This window comes from Niveispirillum cyanobacteriorum (genome assembly GCF_002868735.1).
GTDB classification, from domain to species: Bacteria; Pseudomonadota; Alphaproteobacteria; order Azospirillales; family Azospirillaceae; genus Niveispirillum; species Niveispirillum cyanobacteriorum.
The window spans coordinates 288186-305768 of record NZ_CP025611.1 but is presented as its reverse complement, the minus strand read 5'-3'; the positions used below and the strand labels follow the sequence as shown (position 1 = coordinate 305768).

Genomic DNA, 17583 nt, shown 5'->3' with positions numbered 1-17583 from the left:
ACGAGCCTCGTGCAACCAAATGAAACACAAAACAAGGGGGTGTTTCAGGAGTTCACGCCCTGCAAACTCCGACCACCTACCGCTCCGAATTGCCATAGACGCAGATATCCCGCTGATGGGCAGAGCATAGCAAAGAAGGGGCGGAAAGTCAGCAATCCCGCCCCGTTCCATCAGGCAAATGTCACCTGCTTGCCATTGCGAAGCACCGGGATGGCGTTGCGGCGAAGCTGTTTGGTACCGGGGTTCAGGATCACCTCCGGACTATACTGCGCCAGATAAACACGACGCATGCGGTCAGTGCGATTGGCACCCGTGGCGTGCAACAGCAGGGAGGAGAAGGCCACCACACTGCCGGCGGGTACCTCCACCACCACCCCTTCCTCGTCGCCAGTCCAACCGACCAGATCGTTGGTACCGGGCTGGCGCACATGCGGGACGATACCTTCACGCGTGGCGGGAACCTGGCTGAAAGGCAGGACGCGGACGGTGCCGTTTTCGATGGTGGTGTCGTCAAGGGTGCACCAGCAGGTCAGATAGGGCTTATGGTCCGGCGGGCCGCCGTTGCCCACGACATAGCCACTGTCCTGATGCCAGCTGAAGGACATGCCGCCGCCCGCCCCCTTCACCACATATTGGTCATAGAAGAAATAGGCGTCGTCGCCGATGGTGGCGCGGCAGATATCGGCCATCACGTCGGAGAACAGCATTTCGCGCAGTTCCGGCTGTACCCGCTGGCATTCCCCTGCGAAATAGCGGTTGCCGCGATGGGTGATGCCGTCGACATCCACGCCCAGCGCGTCCAGCCGCGCATCCTCCCGCTCCACCATGCGGCCACACTGCGCGCGCAGGATATCCAGCAATTCGCCTTCTAGCACGCGTTCGAAAACGGCGTAGCCTTCACGCTGGAACTGTTCGCGCTGCTGTTCGTACTTCATGGTTTCCTCCGGGTACGGGCTGTTGTTGAAACCATTCTGCCGCCGGATCAGCCATCGCATCCAATCGAATTGCATCACGAGTTCATTCGTGAATACTATGTCTCCATGCGGATGCGACAGATTGAGGCGTTCAGGGCAGTGATGATGAGTGGCGGGGTCACCGCCGCATCCGCCATGCTGAACATCTCCCAGCCATCGGTCAGCCGCCTGATCGCCGATCTGGAATATGCGGTGGGTTTTCCACTGTTTGAACGGCGGGGCGGGCGGGTGCATCCCACGGCCCAGGCGGAGACGCTGTTTGAGGCGGTGCAGCGATCCTTCACAGGCCTGGACCTGCTGACCCAAGCGGCACGGCGCATCCGGGCCCATCCGGTGGGAACGGTGCGCATCGCCTGCCTGTCGGCCATCGCCACCGCCGTTCTGCCCCCGGTCATGGCCCGGTTCAGGGAACGGTACGGGGAAGTGAAGGTGACGGTGGAGGCGCTGGGACAACGCGCTATTGAGGACAGGGTGTTCCTGGGTCAGGCCGACCTGGGCATCGGCGTGGCTTCGGCCCCGCGTGAGGGTATCCGCGTCACGCCACTGATCCGCGCCGATTATGTCTGCGCCCTGCCCCCCGGACACCGGTTGGCCGGGAAGGCTAGTTTGCAGGTGGGTGATCTGGCCGGCGAAAGCTTCATTGGCCCCATGCATGAGGCGGATGCCCTGTGGAACGGCATCGATTCCGCCCTCGCGGCTCATGGGGTGATGGTGGAACGGCTACTGGAATGCCAGCAGTCCCTGCCCATCTATGCCTATGTCGAGGCGGGGCTGGGCCTGGCCATTGTTGAGCCGTTTTCGGCCCGGCTGTTCCGCCGGCTCGGCGTTGAAATACGGCCCGTGCGGCCTGCCATCGGCTTTGACTTCACCTTGCTGGAACCCGATATCGGTCCCACCCCGCCACCGGTTTCCTGGCTGGCCGACGTCGTGCGACAGGAAGCAGCGTCCTGTCTGGCGGGGTCATAGCATCCGCGCATGGGTTGTTGAGAGATTGCGATTGGACGGGAAAGCCGGAAGGGACGAAGCAGGAGCGTCGACCACCGGGAGGGTTCCATGCCCCGTCTTCTGATCCTGCAATCCGTCTGGGGGATGGATCGCTGTTCCGGCTTCGATGTCTGGAACGACCTTGAAACGGCATTGCAGGCCATGGTCGATGCCGGGTTCGACGGGGCGGGCACCAATCTGGTGCGCAAGGAACGCACCGCCATCACATCCCGCTTCATGAATGAACGCGGCTTGGCCTGGGAAGCCCAGGTGCTTGTGCACAGCGCCGACGAACTGGACCGATTCGCAGACGAAGCGGCGTCATTGTCCGCCCACCATCTGAATGTGCAGATCGCGGGGCCGATGGACCGGGTGACCAACGCAGTCCGGCTGGTGGAAAGCCTGGAGCGGGTGCGCGAGCGGGCAGGACTGCCGATCTTTTACGAGACGCATCGTGCCCGGCTGACCCAGGACCTGCCGTTCTGCCTGCGCATGCTGGACGCCCTGCCCGCCATCCCGCTGACCGCCGACCTTTGCCATTATGTGGTGGCCGGCGAATGGGACCTGCCCGTCGATGAGGCCAAGCACGCCGCCATCGCCCGCGTCCTGCGTCAGGCCAGGGCCTTTCATGGCCGCATCGCCACCGCGCATCAGGTGCAGGCCCCCGTCGGCGGGCATCACCGGCCCTGGCTGGACCTGTTTCTGGGCTGGTGGCGGCAGGGCTTTGCACAGTGGCGGGAACAGGCCGCAGCCGACGATACGTTGAGCTTCATGGTGGAACTGGGTCCACCGCCCTATGCCGTGGTGGATGCGGGCGGGCGGGAACTGACCGACCGCTGGGCCGAGGCGCGCCAGATGATGGCGCTGGTGCGGGGGCTGTGGGAATAGCGGTCAGGCCCTCAATCGCTCAGCGAACAGGCCGGCGGCGAATGCATCCACCCAGCCCTCGCACATGGCAACCCCTTCCTGCACGCTGAAATCGGCAGGGTTCAGGCACCAGGTGAGCCAGAGCCCGTCCAGCATCGCGTTCAGCGCGGTGGCTGCCGCCCGGATATTCATGGCTGGCAGGCCCTTCTGTTCGGCCAGCGCACCCAGATGGCGCTCCAGGGCGGCGCGGTACTGACCATAGGTGCGCTGCTGTACCGCGGCCATGTCGGCGGAATGGCGTACCATGCTCCAGAACACCACCCACACACCCAGCATTTTAGGGTCTAGGATGGCGGGGCCGAAGCTTTCCGTGATGAAGCGGGACAGGCTGTCGCGCGGGTCAGCCCCCGCTTCCGACGCCTTCAGCAGGCCGTCGGCGATGCCGCCGGACAGCGTCTCATAGGCGTGGCTGATCAGTTGGTCGATGCTGGGATAATAATGGTTGATCAGGCCGATGGAGACATCGGCCGCCGCCGCGATCTTGCGCACCGACACACCGGCATGGCCATGTTCCGCCAGACAGCGCAGGGTCGCCGCCACCAGATTTTCCCGGCGCAGTTCCGGCTGGATGCGGGAAAATTTCCGGGGGGTCGTGGTCATGCAACTCTCCATTTCCGGCGGCGTGGTCGTTTATCATGCCCCCTTCGGCCCTGTCGCGCGCAAAGCGGCGATGGCAGGCCGGTTGACAGGCGCCCCCTGTTGCACGAATGTTCAACAAGCTGACATTCTGCGCTGAAGGAATGGTTTCATGGCCGATGCGATCCCCGACGCCGACGATGATGTCAGCCTGCCGGGGTGGATCTATCGTGACGCGGATTTCCTGGCGGCAGAGCGGGAGGTGATCTTCCGCCGCGCGTGGCAGATCGTCTGTCACAATAATGATATCCCGCAGCCGGGCGACTATCACAGCTTCGCGTTCATGGGCGAAAACATCGTGGTGCTGCGGGGCGATGACGGGGTGGTCCGCGCCTTCCACAATCTCTGCCGTCACCGCGCGGCCCGCCTTCTGGATGGGGAGGCCGGGAATTGCGGGCGGCGCATCACCTGCCCGTACCATGCCTGGACCTATGGCACCGACGGGACCCTGCTGGGTGTGCCGCATCGCCGGGAATTCCCGGATTTCCAGTTGGCCGACTATCCGCTGCTGACCGTGGAGCATGAGATCTATCACGGCTTCATCTTCATCCGGCTGGAGGCTGGCGGGCCCAGCGTGGCGGAGATGATGCGACCCTATGCGCATGAGATCGAACCCTACCGCCTGTCTGAACTGGTGCCGCTGGGCCGGGTCACGCTGCGGCCACGGGCGGTCAATTGGAAGAATGTCGGCGATAATTATTCCGACAGCCTGCATATCAATGTCGCCCATCCCGGCCTAACCCGCCTGTTCGGCCAAGGTTACGGGCTAGAGGCGCAGGAATGGGTCGACAAGATGTGGGGCCGTCTGATCGATGTGCCGTCAAAGAACCGGTCGGAACGGTTCTATCAGACCTATCTGCCGACCGTGCCCCACCTTCCGGCGGAACGGCAGCGGCTCTGGACTTATTTCAAGCTCTGGCCCAATCAGGCGTTCGATATTTATCCCGATCAGATCGACTTCATGCAGTGGATCCCCACCTCCCCCACCGACAGCGTGATCCGGGAGATCGCCTATGTGCATCCCGATGCGCGGCGAGAGATGCGGGCCGTGCGCTATGCCAACTGGCGCATCAACCGGCAGGTCAGCCTGGAGGATAAGACGCTGATCGAACGGGTGCAGCAGGGCATGGGCAGCCGCGCCTATACGACCGGCCCGCTGGGCCGCAACGAGGTATCGCTGCGCAGCTTTGCCCGGCGTATCCGCGCGCTGATCCCCGAAAGCCGCCTGCCCCAGGCCCCGACACCGGGGTGGAGCGGGCGTACCCGTTGATTTGAACGCCCCCATCATGAGGACAGTTTCCATGCGCGACGTTGTGATCATCGGTGGCGGCCATAATGGTCTGGTCTGCGCCACTTATCTGGCCAAGGCTGGCCTGTCGGTCGCGGTTCTGGAACGCCGGCATGTGGTGGGCGGGGCGGCAGTGACGGAGGAATTCCATCCCGGCTTCCGCAACTCCGTGGCCGCCTACACCGTCTCGCTGCTGAACCCCAAGGTGATCCAGGACATGGATCTGGCGGCCCATGGGTTGAAGGTGGTCGAACGGGAAGTCTCGAACTTCCTGCCGTTCGATGATGGCACCCACCTGATGACGGGCGGCAACGGGCTGACCCGGCAGCAGGTCGCGAAATTCTCCGCCCGGGATGCCGAACGGCTGGACGATTATGATCGGGTGACGGGCGCCATCGCCGATGTGCTGCGCGATCTGGTGCTGCAAACCCCGCCGAACGTAGTGCAGGGCGGGCTGTTTGCTGCTTTGCCGGAACTGTTGAAGATGGCGCGGCTGGGCGGGCGTCTGAACAAGCTGGACATCGACCTTCAACGCGAATTGCTGGACCTGTTCGCCATGTCCGCCGGCCATTACCTGGACCGCTGGTTCGAAAGCGTGCCGGTGAAAGCGGTGTTCGGCTTTGACAGTATCGTCGGTAATTTCGCCAGCCCCTATACGCCCGGCTCCGCCTATGTCCTGCTGCACCATGTGTTCGGGGAGGTGAATGGCAAGAAGGGCGCCTGGGGCCACGCCATCGGCGGCATGGGCGCCATCACCCAGGCCATGGCCAAATCGGCAATGGCAGCCGGGGTGGAGATCATCACCGACGCCGCCGTGACGGAAGTGATCGTTGAGAAGGGCCGGGCCGTGGGGGCCGTCACCGCCAATGGGACCGCCGTGCGTGGCCGGCTGGTCGTGTCCAACCTGAACCCGCGCCTGCTGTTCGGAAAGCTGGTGGCCGCCAATGAGCAGCCGGCGGAATTCAACCGCCGCATCACCAACTGGCGCTGCGGGTCCGGCACCTTCCGCATGAATGTGGCGCTGTCGGAACTGCCTGACTTCACCAGCCTGCCCGGCAAGGACCGCGCCCCGCACCATACCGCGGGCATCATCATCGCGCCGGGCCTGGATTACATGGATCGCGCCTTTATGGATGCGCGCCGCGACGGGTGGTCAAAGAACCCCATCGTGGAGGTGCTGATCCCCTCCACGCTCGACAGCACGCTGGCACCCAAGGGCCAGCATGTGGCCAGCCTGTTCTGTCAGCATGTGGCGCCGGAACTGCCGGATGGTGCTTCCTGGGACGATCACCGCGAGACGGTGGCCGACCTGATGATCGACACCGTCAACCGCTACGCCCCCAATTTCAAGGCATCGGTCATCGGCCGGCAGATCAACAGTCCGCTGGATCTGGAGCGGACCTTCGGGCTGGTCGGGGGGGACATTTTCCACGGCGCGCTGGACCTGAACCAGATCTTCTCCGCCCGCCCCATGCTGGGCCATGCCGATTACCGCACGCCGATCAAGGGCCTGTACCAGTGCGGGTCCGGCACCCATCCGGGCGGCGGCGTCACCGGCGCACCAGGCCACAATGCCGCGCGGGAGATCATTGCCGACATCCATGCACGGCGGATTTAGGGACATGACGCCCCCTGAACCCTGGACGCAGGCTGAATAACGGGTAGGCTTTCCAAGAGGCCCCGACAGGCCGGACGATACGGGAGGTTTGGCATGCGACAGGCTGGCCAGTATTTCTACCCTCCGCACGGGGCCGGCCCATGAGAAACCGCAGCCAGAAGATCGGCCCTTTGGGGGCCGGGGCCATCGTTGCGGGCAATATGATCGGGTCGGGCATCTTTTTGCTGCCGGTCAGCCTGGGCGCCATCGGGTCCATCACCCTTGTTGGCTGGATAGCAGTCCTGCTGGGATGCCTGATCCTGGGCTGGGTCTGTTCGCGCCTGGCCATGCTGCGACCGGGCGGACTGGGCCTGACGGGGCAAGTGCATGACGCGCTGGGTCGCTACCTGGGCTTCCAGTCGGCCTTCGTCTATTGGATCGCCACATGGTTCGGGAATGTCGCCATCGCGCTGGCCGTCACCGGCTATCTCGGCACCTTTTTTGCCTCGATCAAGGTGCCGATGGTGCTGGCCGGGGTGACCATCGCCATCATCTGGCTGACGACGCTCGTCAATCTCTGGGGTGCCCGCCTGATCGCACGGTTCGAGGGGGTAGCCCTGGTGCTGGGGCTGGCGCCGGTGCTGCTGGTCGGCGGGTTGGGCTGGGCGTGGTTTGATCCGGCGATTTTCCGGGCCTCCTGGAATGTGACGGGCGGATCGGACCTGTCGGCCATCACCGCCTCGCTGGGTCTGATTATCTGGGCCTTTCTGGGTCTGGAGAGTGCGGCCATCGTGGCAGCGGTGGTGAAACGGCCGGAACGCGATGTGCCGCTGGCCACGGCGGGCGGCATCGGCGTGGCGGGTGTCACCTATATCATCGCCTGCACGGCCCTGTCGGGCGTGATGCCGGCAGCGGAACTGGCTGCCTCCACCGCGCCGTTCGCAGAGGTGGCGGCCCGCATCTGGGGACCGGTGGCGGCCAGCATCCTGGCGCTGTGTGCCATGGTGAAGGCGGCGGGCACGCTTGCCGGATGGATGCTGGTGGGGGCCGAAACGGCCGAGGCGGCGGCGGAACTGGGCCTGTTCCCGCGCATGCTGTCGCGCATCAACGCCCATGGCGCGCCGTCGCGCAACCTGATCGTCACCGCCTTGCTGATGACCATCGTCTGCATCTCCACCCTGTCGGCCACGCTGGGCGAACAGTTCAGCATGGTGATCAACATGGCGGTGATCCTGAATGTGCTGGTCTATGTCTATGCCTGCCTGTCGCTGCTGCGCCTGTCAGGGGAGGTGCCGGCGGGGATGGAACGGCTGCGGGTACGGGGAGCCGCCTTGGTGGGGTTGGGCTTCGGCGTCCTGATCATCGCCCTGTCGGAAGGGTGGATGCTGGGGGTGGCCGCACTGATCCTGCTGCTGACGGTGCCGCTCTATCTGCTGCGGCGGCGGCATGCGGCAGCACCTTAAGACATTTGTTTGTAACTTCTTTTGCGGCGACGAAAGCGGCATTCTGCTGCCGCTGCCTTTCGTTCCCTGTCACCTGCATGGTTTCTGGAGACCCACCGATGGATTTCTTCCGCCGCTTCAATTTCCTGGTCTGCGCCCCCGCCTTTGAGGCGGATGAACTGGAGGGGTCGCGGCTTCAGGACATCATCGGCGAGGTGGAGCGTCTGGGCTTCGAGGTGACCAAGGCCCGCCGCATCGAGGATGCCGAACTGGCCATCCGCACCGACGCCGCCATCGGCTGCATGGTGCTGGACTGGGGTAAGCGCTGGTCGGAAGGCAAGGCAGCGGCCCTGATCTCCTTGGTACGGGCGCGCGGGCTGGAAATGCCCATCGTGCTGCTGGTGCGGCGCAAGCGGCTGGAGGATATCCCGGTGGAGGTGATGCGGGAGATTGACGGCTATGTCTTCCTGGCCGAAGAAACCCCGCAATTCATCGCCAAGAACCTGATCAGCCGTCTGCGCCAATATGCCGAAACCCTGAAGACGCCGTTCTTTGGTGCCCTGGTCGATTATGCCGAAGAAGGCAACCAGATGTGGACCTGTCCGGGCCATAATGGCGGCATCTTCTACAGCCGCAGCCCCATCGGCCGCATCTTTGTGGAACATCTGGGCGAGGCGATTTTCCGCGACGATCTGGATAATTCCGTCGTCGATCTGGGCGACCTGCTGGTGCATGAAGGACCGGCGCTGCGCGCCCAGAAGGAAGCCGCCAAGATCTTCGGGGCGGAGCGCACCTATTTCGTGCTGAACGGTACCTCGGCGTCCAACAAGGTCGTGCTGGGTGCCCTGGTAGCCGAAGACGACCTTGTTCTGTTCGACCGCAACAACCACAAGGCCGCCCATCATGGCGCCCTGCTGCTGGGTCAGGGCACGCCGATCTTCCTGGAAACCGACCGCAACGCCCACGGCCTGATCGGCCCCATCGATTATGAGGCGCTGGACGAGGACAAGATCCGCGAGAAAATCCGCACCAATCCCTGGGTGAAGGACCCCGATGCCTGGAAGAAGCCGCGGCCCTTCCGTGTGGCCGTGATCCAGCAATGTTCCTATGACGGCACCATCAATAATGCTGACATGCTGGTCGAGAAGCTGGGCCCCTTATGTGATTACATCATGTTCGACGAGGCCTGGGCCGGCTTCATGAAGTTCCACCCGCTGTTCCAGGGTCGCTATGGCATGGGGGTGAAGAACCTGGGTCCAGACAGCCCCGGCATCATCACCACCCAGTCAACACACAAGCAATTGGCCAGCTTCAGCCAAGCATCGCAGATCCATGTGAAGGACAAGCATATCGGCGATATTGAACGGCGCGTCGAACATCGCCGCTTCAATGAAAGCTTCCTGCAGCACGCCTCCACCAGCCCCTTCTATCCCATCTTCGCCTCGCTGGATGTCGGCGCACAGATGATGAAGGGCAAGTCGGGAGAGGTCCTGTGGGACGATACGATCCGCCTGGGCATTGAAACCCGCAAAAAGCTGCGCGCCATCGCACGGGAATTCATCGACAAGGAAAGCGATCCCGCCCGCCAATGGTTCTTTGACCCATTCGTCCCCGACGTCACCCGGTTCGACGGGCGTGATGTGCGGTGGGAGGATGTGCCGACCGATGAGCTGGCCCGCGATCCGGCGCATTGGATGCTGGAACCGGGTCGCGGCTGGCACGGGTTCAGCCATCTTGGCCCCAACTATGCCATGACCGACCCGAACAAGCTGACTATCCTGACACCGGGCTTCGACCGGCGTACCGGCGCCTATCTGGATCAGGGGATACCGGCCCCGGTGGTGGCCGAGTACTTACGCGAAAACCAGATTGTGCCGGAAAAGAACGACCTGAATTCGCTGCTGTTCCTACTGACCCCCGGCGTGGAAAGCAGCAAGGCCGGCGGGTTGATGAGCGCGTTGATCTTCTTCAAGCGCCTGCATGACGACAATGCCCTGCTGGACGACATCATGCCCGATTTCGTGCGTCGCCGGGCACCGCGCTATAACGGCGTACGGCTGGGCGACCTGTGCCGCGACATTCACAGCTTCTATCGCGAGCATAATATCAGCGCGTTGCAGCGTGCGCAGTTCCGGCCCGAACATCTGCCGGAAATGGCCATGCTGCCGCACAAGGCGGCCAAGCAGCTGGTCCGCAACAAGGTGGATTTTGTCACCCTGGACCAGTTGCCGGGCCGCATCGCCACCACCTTGATGCTGGTCTATCCACCCGGCATCGCCACCGTCCTGCCGGGAGAGCGGCTGACGGAGGCCGCGCGCCCCATGATCGATTACCTGAAAGTGTTCGAGAAGGGGGCCAACCTGTTCCCCGGCTTCGACAATGAAATCCAGGGCGTCTATCGCAAGCAGGATGCCGATGGACGCATCCGGTTCTATACCTATGTGGTGCGGGAATAAGGGGATATGGCAACGGCTGCCTTATCCGGCGGCATAGGTGAAGGAACAGCTGCCAAGCCCCCCCACCTTGGCGGTGATCTTCTGCCCCGGCACTAGCGCCACCATCGGCCCCAAGGCACCGGTCAGCAGGATGTCGCCGGCCTGCAATGGCTGCCCACGGGCGGCCAGCGTACTGGCCAGCCAAGCTGCCGCATTCAACGGATGGCCCAAACAGGCGGCCCCCGCCCCCAATGACGCCACCGTCCCATCCACCTCCAGCACCATGCCGCAGGTATACAGGTCCAGCCCCGCCAGGGGCCTGCCCTCCTCACTGATCACGAAGAAGGCCGAGGAGCCGTTATCGGCGACGGTATCCGCGAAGGTGATGGCCCAATTGGCGATACGGCTATCCACGATTTCGATCGCGGCATGCACGCTGGCGACCGCTGCCGCCACATCGGCAGCACTGGTGGTCGGGCTGGGCAGTGCCTGACCCAGGATCAGCGCCACTTCCGCCTCTGCCTTCGGTTGCAATGTCCTGGCTGGGTCCAGGAAGCCACCATCGGCAACGCGCATATCATCGAACAGCACGCCGAAATCCGGCTGGTCCACCCCCAACTGCTTCTGCACGGCCTTGGCCGTCAGGCCGGCCTTGCGCCCCACGATTTTACGGCCCTTTCCCTGCCACCATTGGGTATTGATGGCCTGTATGGCATAGGCGCCATCGGCGTCGAGCGGGTCCAACGCGTCGCGCAGCGGTGCGATGGCAGGGCCGTCATAGGCCTGACGCAGACGCTGGGCGACTTCTTGATATGTGGGCGAGACCATCTGGCCGTTTCCTTAAACTGTCATTGGTGCCGCTGGAGCCCCTTTGCACCCGCACCGCACAGACCCACCATATCCGATGGTTCTGCTGGTCACCAGCCGAGGTACGCTGTATTTTCTTATATTATGAGAAATGGAACCCCTCACCTCTCCTCCTCACTGCGGGCGTTGACGATGCTGGACAGCGTCATCAATGGCGGTGGGGGACGGTCGATCACCGATCTGGCACGCCAGCTTGATATCCCGGTATCCACCGCCCACCGTCAGATCGCGACGCTGGTGGCGGCGGGCTATCTGTCCCCAGATCCGGCGGGTGGGTATATGGCGGGCAGCCGACTTCTCCTGCTGAATGCCCGGATTGATGAGAAACAGGTCATCGTAGCCAAGGCGGCGCCGGTCCTGCCGGCTCTGGCCCGGCAGATTGGCTGCATCGTTCAGCTTGGCACGCTGGAAAATGACATGGTGACATATCGGTTGAAGGCCGGGCGCAGCGCCGATGCGCTGTTCACCAAGGTCGGCCAGCAGTTGGAGGCCTATTGTTCGGGCATGGGCAAGGTGTTGCTGGCCAACCTGCCGGAGGATGAGCGGGAAAAATACCTGTCCCTTGGCCCCTTCGTTCCCCTGACAGCCGCCACCATCACCGACCCCGATCACCTGCGCAGCACCCTGCGGCAGATCGCCATGACGGATGTCGCCCGGGATGAGGGGGAGATCGTGCCCGATCTGCATTGCGTGGCGGTGCCCATCAAACGACCCGATGGCCAAGTCCTGGCTGCTATTTCCGCCTCTTATCGGGTGACGGATGACAGCGAGGCGGGGCGGTCGGACCTGATCGCCCCGCTGACCGCTGCGGCGATGACAATCAGTACCCAGGTCTATGGCAATCCGCCGGACACCGCAGGCTGACCACCAAACAGGTACACAACCAACAAGCCAATATCCCCGGTCCGGCAGTGTGACCGCGCCGGCGGCTGCCGGCCCCTGCTTTCGCCCCTCCAAAGCATATTGTATTCTATCAGTACATAATGCTATCTTGCCTTCAGAACATCGCGACCCGGCAAGGGGAGCGGCCGACAGGCAGGCGCAGACACAAGTACGGGGATTCTGACATGAGGACGATGAAGGCTGGGGTAGCGCTGGGATTAGCACTGACAGGCCCGATGCTGTATTTTAACAGTTCAAATGCTCAAGAAAAGGTGGATAGCAGCGGCCCGCTGCTGGAAGAGATCATTGTCACCGCCGACCGCAAGAACAGCTTCGGCGCCGATTATGTGCAGGCCGGCACCTTCCGGGGTGCGCGCATGATGGACACGCCGCTGACGGTGAACATCATGCCGCGCGACCTGCTGGATGCGCAGCAGGTGACCAGCATGGGCGATGCCGTGCGCAACACCGCCGGCGTCACCTTTTCCCAGGTCAGCCCTGCCGTTTACGCCAATCTGGCCATCCGCGGCATTCCCGTCGAAAACCGCAGCAATTACCGCATGAACGGCTCCCTGCCGATTGTGAACCTGATCGACCTGCCGATGGAGGATAAGGAGCGTATGGAGGTGCTGAAGGGCGTCGCCTCGCTCTATTACGGGTTCACCACGCCGGCCGGCATCGTGAACCTGACCATGAAGCGGCCAACGGCAGAGGCGCTGAACGAAATCACGCTCAGCGGCAATCAGTTCGGTGGCGCCGGCGTGCATGCCGACATGTCCCGTCGCTTTGGGGAAGAGGATGAATTCGGCCTGCGCGTGAATGCCGTGCAGGGCTGGTTGGAGACCGGGGTTGATGCCGTCGATGGCCATCGCACCGTGGGCGCGGTCGCCTTTGACTGGGACCCGGTTGAAACCGTGAAAATCCGCCTGGATGCCGAATATATCGACAAGAAGATCACCGAAACGGCGACCATCACCCTGCCCGCGGCCGTCAATGGCGTAACCACATTACCGCCCATGTGGGACCCGAAGAAAAGCCTGTCGTCGGAATGGATGTATTCGGACGCCAACGAACTGAACCTGATGGCCCATGTCGAATGGCGCTTTGCCGAAAACTGGTCAATCACGGGTCAGGCGGGGCGGTCCGAACTGTCGCGTGACCGGCATTACAACACCTTCCGCAATTACAACCTAACCACCGGAGCCGGCACGTTGCAGGTGCTGTTGTCCAACGGCAATGATTATGTGAACGAGAATTACCGCACAGAGTTGGCCGGCGCCTTTGAAACCGGCCCCCTGACCCACCAACTGTCCGTGGGCGGCACCATCAACACCCGCACGGCGGAAACGCCCAGCAACCCGACCGTCAATTACGCCCAGAATTACTATAACCCTGTGCGTGTGGCCGAAACGCCGCTGCCGGCCCGCGTGGTGCCCAACCCGTCCAAGATCACAGACCAGGGCGCCTATATCTTCGACCGCATTTCCTATGAAAGCTGGATCGACCTGCTGGTCGGCGCCCGCTACACCGACTATCAGAACAAGTCGAAGACGGGCACGCCCTACAACACCACCAAGACCTCGCCCTCCTATGGTCTGGTGGTAAAGCCGCAGGACTGGATCAGCCTCTATGCCACCTATATCGAGGGGCTGGAAGAAGGCGGCGTCGCCCCGCTGACCGCCGCCAATGGCGGTGAGGTGCTGCCGCCTGCCATCTCCAAACAGAAGGAAGCCGGCGTCAAGATCGAGCCGCAGAAGGGACTGATGGTCTCTCTGACTTATTTTGACATTGACCGCGCCTCCTCCTTCCTGAACAGCGCCAACCGTTTCGTTCAGGATGGCCGCACCATCTACAAGGGCTGGGAAGCCAGCGCCACGGGCGAAGTCACCGAACGCCTGTCCCTCTTCGCCACGGCCATGTATCTGGATGCGGCGCAGGAAAAGGCCGCCAGCACCGCCGTCATCGGCAAGCGCCCGGAAAACACCGCCAAATACACAGCGTCACTGTTCGCGGAATATAAGCCGGAGGCAGTGGAAGGTCTTGGCGTCTCTGCCGGCCTGTTCTATGTCGGCAACCGCGCCATCAACAATCAGAACACCGCCTTCATCGACGGCTATACCACCTATAATGCCGGCATCCGTTACAGCACCGACATTGCCGACCATCCCGTCACCTTCCGCCTGAACGGGGAGAACCTGACGGGCAAGAAATATTGGGCGGCGACGGGGGCCAATCTGTTGAGCCCTGCCCTGCCCATGACGGTGAAGTTCGCGATCACGACCCGGTTCTGAGCAGGCGGTCCGGCATAGTCTGCTGTCATGGGACTGCCTTCGGGCGCCCCGTGACAGCAGACTATTTTATTCATGCTACATTCTGCATGTTTTCGGGGGTGCCATGAGGCTGCTGGCATGGGTGCACCGTTGGCTGGGCTTGCCCTTATCGCTCTTGCTGCTGATGCAGGCGCTGACGGGCGCCATCGTGCTGTTCAAGCATGAGGCGAATGATCTTCTGCACCACGCCGCCCTGACCGCCGACGGTTCCCCGCCCTTGCCGCTGCAAACCCTGGTCGGCGGGGTCCTGCGCGATCGGCCCGATGCAAGGCTACTGCGGATCGATTATCCGGAGACACCGGACAGCACCTATATCCTGCGCCTGGACCGGGGTGGCACCGAATGGCGCCTGTCGGTTGATCCCGGCAGCGGACAGGTGAATCGGGAGGCTACCGTCGCCGGTTGGCCCATCGAATGGCTTTTCGACCTGCATTACACGCTGCTACTGGGCAAGGATGGGCAGACCATCTCGGGGCTCAGCGGTCTGGGCCTGCTGATCCTTTCCATCACGGGGCCTGTCCTCTGGTGGCGGGGGCGGCCGCGCGGACGGGGCCTGTTCATGGTCGCCACAAGCGGCGGGCGGGCTCGTCTGTTGCGCGACCTGCACCGCCTGACGGGCGTCCTGGCCGCATTGCCGCTGATCATCCTGTCCTTCACCGGGGTGATGGTGGCGCTGAAGGTCTGGACCTCCGTCCTGGTCGGTGTCATCGCGCCTGTTTCGGGCAAGCCGGCGCCCCTTGTCGTCGCCCGTGCCGGCCAACCATTACTACCCCTGGACCAGATCATCGCCGCCGCTCGGGCCGACCGGCCCGGCGCCCCCATCCGCAATGTCCGCTTTCCCGGCGGCAGCGGCCGGGTGGTGCTGGTATTTCTGGAGGATGAAACCGCCCCCCGGCCCGATGCCACCTGGCAGGTATGGTTGAATGCCTATGATGGCAGCATCCTGGCCCGCTATACCGATGCAACCATGCCAGCAGGCAGCCGTTTCATGGAATGGATGCTGCCCATCCATACCGGATCCGCCGGTGGTCTGGCGCTGCGCTTGTTCTGGTGCCTGTCGGCCCTGGGTCTGGCGGGTCTGCTGGTCACCGGGGCCTGGGGCTGGCTGGCGCGACGCGCCGTATCACCCCGTACCTTGCATGTGGTGGCCACCGATCCGCTGTCACCCGGCGTCATGGGGTTGCGCCTGCGCCGGCCCTTTGGCCTGTCCGTGCGCGCCGAACCCGGTGCCCATATCGACCTGCATCTGACAGGCGGTCTGATCCGGCAATACAGCCTGACCAACGCGCCCGGCGACCGGTCCGCCTATGCCATCGCAGTACAGTTGGAACCCGCCGGGCGGGGCGGGTCGCGGGCCATGCATGCGCTGCGCGTCGGCGATCTGGTGCGCGTCGGCCTACCGCGCAACAGCTTCCCGCTGGACCGCAGCGTCCCGCACCATCTGCTGCTGGCCGCCGGTATCGGCATCACGCCGATCATCGCCATGGCCGATGCGTTGGCCGGGGATGGCGCGCCCTTCACCCTGCATTACGCGACGCGCGATGCCGCCGGTGTGCTGTTCGCCGACCGGCTTTCCCGCCTGGGGGACCGGGTGCATCTTTATCCCGCCGACGCCGTGCCCCGCCATCGCCTGGATATCCGGACCGTGATGGCATCGGCACCGCCCGGCACCCATGTGCAGGCCTGCGGCCCCGCCCGTTTCCTGGCCGACATCAGACAGGCTGCTCATGATCTGGGCTGGGACGGCGCGCGGGTGCATCTGGAGGGATTTGCCCCCACGGGTCCAGGTACCGATGCACAGCCATTCCGTGCCCGGCTGCCCGATGGCCGCATTATCCAGGTCCCGGCGGATCAGACCCTGGCTCAGGCGCTGACCACCGCCGGACTGCACGTTGCCGTCTCCTGCGGTCAGGGTGTGTGCGGCACCTGCACCCTGCCCCTTCGATCAGGTCACGCCCTGCACAAGGATCAGTGCCTGTCCCCGCAGGAACGCCAGACCCTGATCACTCCCTGCTGCTCCCGCGGTGTCGGCGACATCGCGGTGGGATGAAAAAGGGGGCCGAAGCCCCCTCAATCCAGATCATACCGCGTGTAGGAATGTGGACCGTAGGGACGTGGCGCCACCCACATGCGCCGTGCCGTGACATCCATGAGGATGGTGGCAACGGTGGAGGATGTCCGCCCCCCAGGCCCCATGACGACGGAGCGGCAGACGGCGCGCGGCGCGCCCCAGCGGTCCTGGAACGCTTCCTTCAGCGTCTCCAGCGTGATGGATCCACCGGCAGCGCGCAGATGCGCCTCCACCCTGCGGTCGCGGTAGAGGCTGTCGGCATTGACCAGCAGGCTGCGGTCCTGAAGCTTGGCACGGGCCGGCGCGCTGACGAAATGGTTGGCGTGGACCAGCAGCCCACCGTCGGGCGCGATCCAGAAGGCCTCATCCGGTGTGGTTTCCAGGTCGATGGCGTCGCCATCGGCATGACTGACCATCAGGTTGTTGGAAAAGGCACGCGGGCTTTGCAGCACCGTCAGCAGCGCGTCCGACAGATGCGTCTGTGACAGCACGGCCCGGCGGATCAGGGGGATGGGCACACCGTCGCGGCTGCCGTCCTTTTCACATTCCAGGAAATTGCCGGTGATGGCCACGCCGGCACTGTTCACGCCGGCCCGCGCCATCATGCCAGCTTCCACAAAGGTCAGGATGCGTGGCCCCTTGTCTGGGATGATACGCAGCACCACGCCGCAATCCGCGCATTCGTCACGCCAGTCCCAGTTCTGCCCATGCAGCAGATGCCCGTCTGCCGTCACGGACGGCAGGGCGATGGCCCCCGTACACCCATCGGGTTCCGACCTCGCCACCGCCGCTTTCGACAGACCATATAAAAGTTCGGTGCGGGCATTGATGGCGACAATATCCTCCACCGGCTCCCCCACCCCCTCGGCGATGCCGCGCATCTCCGCCATCTGCTCGGGATGGGAGGTTTCCAGCCGTTCCTGGACACGCCGCGCGACGGCGCGGGCCTTTTCCCATTCCACGCCCTTGGCGTCGATAGCGGCGCGATAGATGGCAAGACAGACCGCGATCCGTTCCCCCGCCTGCGCCCCATATTGACGGCCACGCTCCATCGCGGGGCCTTCCAGCGTGATCAGGGGAAAGGGGACGGTTTCTGCCTGTGGCGGCAAGGGTTCCATGGCGCATGCCCAACGGAGGTGAAAAGGATCGA

General features: G+C 63.7%; 13 protein-coding genes. 9 read left to right on the top strand and 4 right to left on the bottom strand.

Going from position 1 to position 17583, the window contains the following annotated elements; genetic code table 11:
• Positions 1-170: 170 nt before the first annotated feature.
• Positions 171-1010, bottom strand: coding sequence for a phytanoyl-CoA dioxygenase family protein (locus tag C0V82_RS01390; protein WP_199772443.1), 840 nt, complete (start codon positions 1008-1010; stop codon positions 171-173).
• Positions 1011-1040: 30 nt separating this feature from the next.
• Between C0V82_RS01390 and C0V82_RS01385 the strand changes: the two genes are divergently transcribed.
• Both C0V82_RS01385 and C0V82_RS01380 read left to right on the top strand, forming a co-directional pair.
• Entirely contained in the window at positions 1041-1940 is a 900-nt protein-coding gene (locus tag C0V82_RS01385; RefSeq protein ID WP_102110801.1) for a LysR substrate-binding domain-containing protein, read from the top strand.
• Between the two features lie 87 nt (positions 1941-2027).
• A complete protein-coding gene (locus C0V82_RS01380; RefSeq protein ID WP_102110800.1) occupies positions 2028-2846 on the top strand; it encodes a sugar phosphate isomerase/epimerase family protein in 819 nt (272 codons plus the stop codon).
• Between the two features lie 3 nt (positions 2847-2849).
• On the opposite strand, the gene C0V82_RS01375 is transcribed toward C0V82_RS01380, so the two are convergent.
• The gene (locus C0V82_RS01375) at positions 2850-3485 is read right to left on the bottom strand and encodes a TetR/AcrR family transcriptional regulator (RefSeq protein ID WP_158659654.1); all 636 of its coding nucleotides are present in this window, start codon (positions 3483-3485) and stop codon (positions 2850-2852) included.
• A 148-nt stretch (positions 3486-3633) separates the two neighbouring features.
• Here C0V82_RS01375 and C0V82_RS01370 point away from each other — a divergent pair, with 148 nt between their 5' ends.
• The 4 genes from C0V82_RS01370 (at position 3634) to C0V82_RS01355 (ending at position 10304) form a co-directional block, all read left to right on the top strand.
• Positions 3634-4791 (top strand): aromatic ring-hydroxylating oxygenase subunit alpha, encoded by a 1158-nt coding sequence (locus C0V82_RS01370; RefSeq protein ID WP_102110798.1) that lies wholly within the window; start codon positions 3634-3636, stop codon positions 4789-4791.
• 31 nt (positions 4792-4822) lie between these two features.
• Positions 4823-6427 carry a phytoene desaturase family protein gene (locus tag C0V82_RS01365; RefSeq protein WP_102110797.1) on the top strand — a complete coding sequence of 535 codons (1605 nt, stop codon included), beginning with the start codon at positions 4823-4825 and terminating at the stop codon, positions 6425-6427.
• Positions 6428-6567: 140 nt separating this feature from the next.
• Positions 6568-7869 carry an amino acid permease gene (locus tag C0V82_RS01360; RefSeq protein ID WP_102110796.1) on the top strand — a complete coding sequence of 434 codons (1302 nt, stop codon included), beginning with the start codon at positions 6568-6570 and terminating at the stop codon, positions 7867-7869.
• 98 nt (positions 7870-7967) lie between these two features.
• Entirely contained in the window at positions 7968-10304 is a 2337-nt protein-coding gene (locus C0V82_RS01355) for an Orn/Lys/Arg family decarboxylase (protein ID WP_102110795.1), read from the top strand.
• A gap of 21 nt (positions 10305-10325) precedes the next feature.
• On the opposite strand, the gene C0V82_RS01350 is transcribed toward C0V82_RS01355, so the two are convergent.
• Complete coding sequence (locus C0V82_RS01350) at positions 10326-11111, bottom strand: 2-keto-4-pentenoate hydratase (RefSeq protein WP_102110794.1); 786 nt, start codon at positions 11109-11111, stop codon at positions 10326-10328.
• Between the two features lie 171 nt (positions 11112-11282).
• Here C0V82_RS01350 and C0V82_RS01345 point away from each other — a divergent pair, with 171 nt between their 5' ends.
• The 3 genes from C0V82_RS01345 to C0V82_RS01335 all read left to right on the top strand — a co-directional run bounded on the left by C0V82_RS01345 (position 11283) and on the right by C0V82_RS01335 (position 16412).
• Positions 11283-12014, top strand: a complete 732-nt coding sequence (locus tag C0V82_RS01345; RefSeq protein ID WP_199772442.1) for an IclR family transcriptional regulator — start codon at positions 11283-11285, stop codon at positions 12012-12014.
• Between the two features lie 203 nt (positions 12015-12217).
• Positions 12218-14323, top strand: a complete 2106-nt coding sequence (locus tag C0V82_RS01340) for a TonB-dependent siderophore receptor (RefSeq protein ID WP_158659653.1) — start codon at positions 12218-12220, stop codon at positions 14321-14323.
• Positions 14324-14426: 103 nt separating this feature from the next.
• Complete coding sequence (locus C0V82_RS01335; RefSeq protein ID WP_102110791.1) at positions 14427-16412, top strand: PepSY domain-containing protein; 1986 nt, start codon at positions 14427-14429, stop codon at positions 16410-16412.
• A 20-nt stretch (positions 16413-16432) separates the two neighbouring features.
• Here the strand turns inward: C0V82_RS01335 and C0V82_RS01330 are convergent, their stop codons facing one another.
• On the bottom strand, positions 16433-17551 hold the full coding sequence (locus tag C0V82_RS01330) for a C45 family autoproteolytic acyltransferase/hydrolase (RefSeq protein WP_102110790.1): 1119 nt from the start codon (positions 17549-17551) through the stop codon (positions 16433-16435).
• Between the last annotated feature and the right edge of the window lie 32 nt (positions 17552-17583).

Coding starts and splice junctions, on each gene's coding strand:
- C0V82_RS01390 (WP_199772443.1), bottom strand. CDS start 1,010: ATGCAATTCGATTGGATGCGATGGCTGATCCGGCGGCAGAATGGTTTC.
- C0V82_RS01385 (WP_102110801.1), top strand. CDS start 1,041: ATGCGGATGCGACAGATTGAGGCGTTCAGGGCAGTGATGATGAGTGGC.
- C0V82_RS01380 (WP_102110800.1), top strand. CDS start 2,028: ATGCCCCGTCTTCTGATCCTGCAATCCGTCTGGGGGATGGATCGCTGT.
- C0V82_RS01375 (WP_158659654.1), bottom strand. CDS start 3,485: ATGACCACGACCCCCCGGAAATTTTCCCGCATCCAGCCGGAACTGCGC.
- C0V82_RS01370 (WP_102110798.1), top strand. CDS start 3,634: ATGGCCGATGCGATCCCCGACGCCGACGATGATGTCAGCCTGCCGGGG.
- C0V82_RS01365 (WP_102110797.1), top strand. CDS start 4,823: ATGCGCGACGTTGTGATCATCGGTGGCGGCCATAATGGTCTGGTCTGC.
- C0V82_RS01360 (WP_102110796.1), top strand. CDS start 6,568: ATGAGAAACCGCAGCCAGAAGATCGGCCCTTTGGGGGCCGGGGCCATC.
- C0V82_RS01355 (WP_102110795.1), top strand. CDS start 7,968: ATGGATTTCTTCCGCCGCTTCAATTTCCTGGTCTGCGCCCCCGCCTTT.
- C0V82_RS01350 (WP_102110794.1), bottom strand. CDS start 11,111: ATGGTCTCGCCCACATATCAAGAAGTCGCCCAGCGTCTGCGTCAGGCC.
- C0V82_RS01345 (WP_199772442.1), top strand. CDS start 11,283: ATGCTGGACAGCGTCATCAATGGCGGTGGGGGACGGTCGATCACCGAT.
- C0V82_RS01340 (WP_158659653.1), top strand. CDS start 12,218: ATGAGGACGATGAAGGCTGGGGTAGCGCTGGGATTAGCACTGACAGGC.
- C0V82_RS01335 (WP_102110791.1), top strand. CDS start 14,427: ATGAGGCTGCTGGCATGGGTGCACCGTTGGCTGGGCTTGCCCTTATCG.
- C0V82_RS01330 (WP_102110790.1), bottom strand. CDS start 17,551: ATGGAACCCTTGCCGCCACAGGCAGAAACCGTCCCCTTTCCCCTGATC.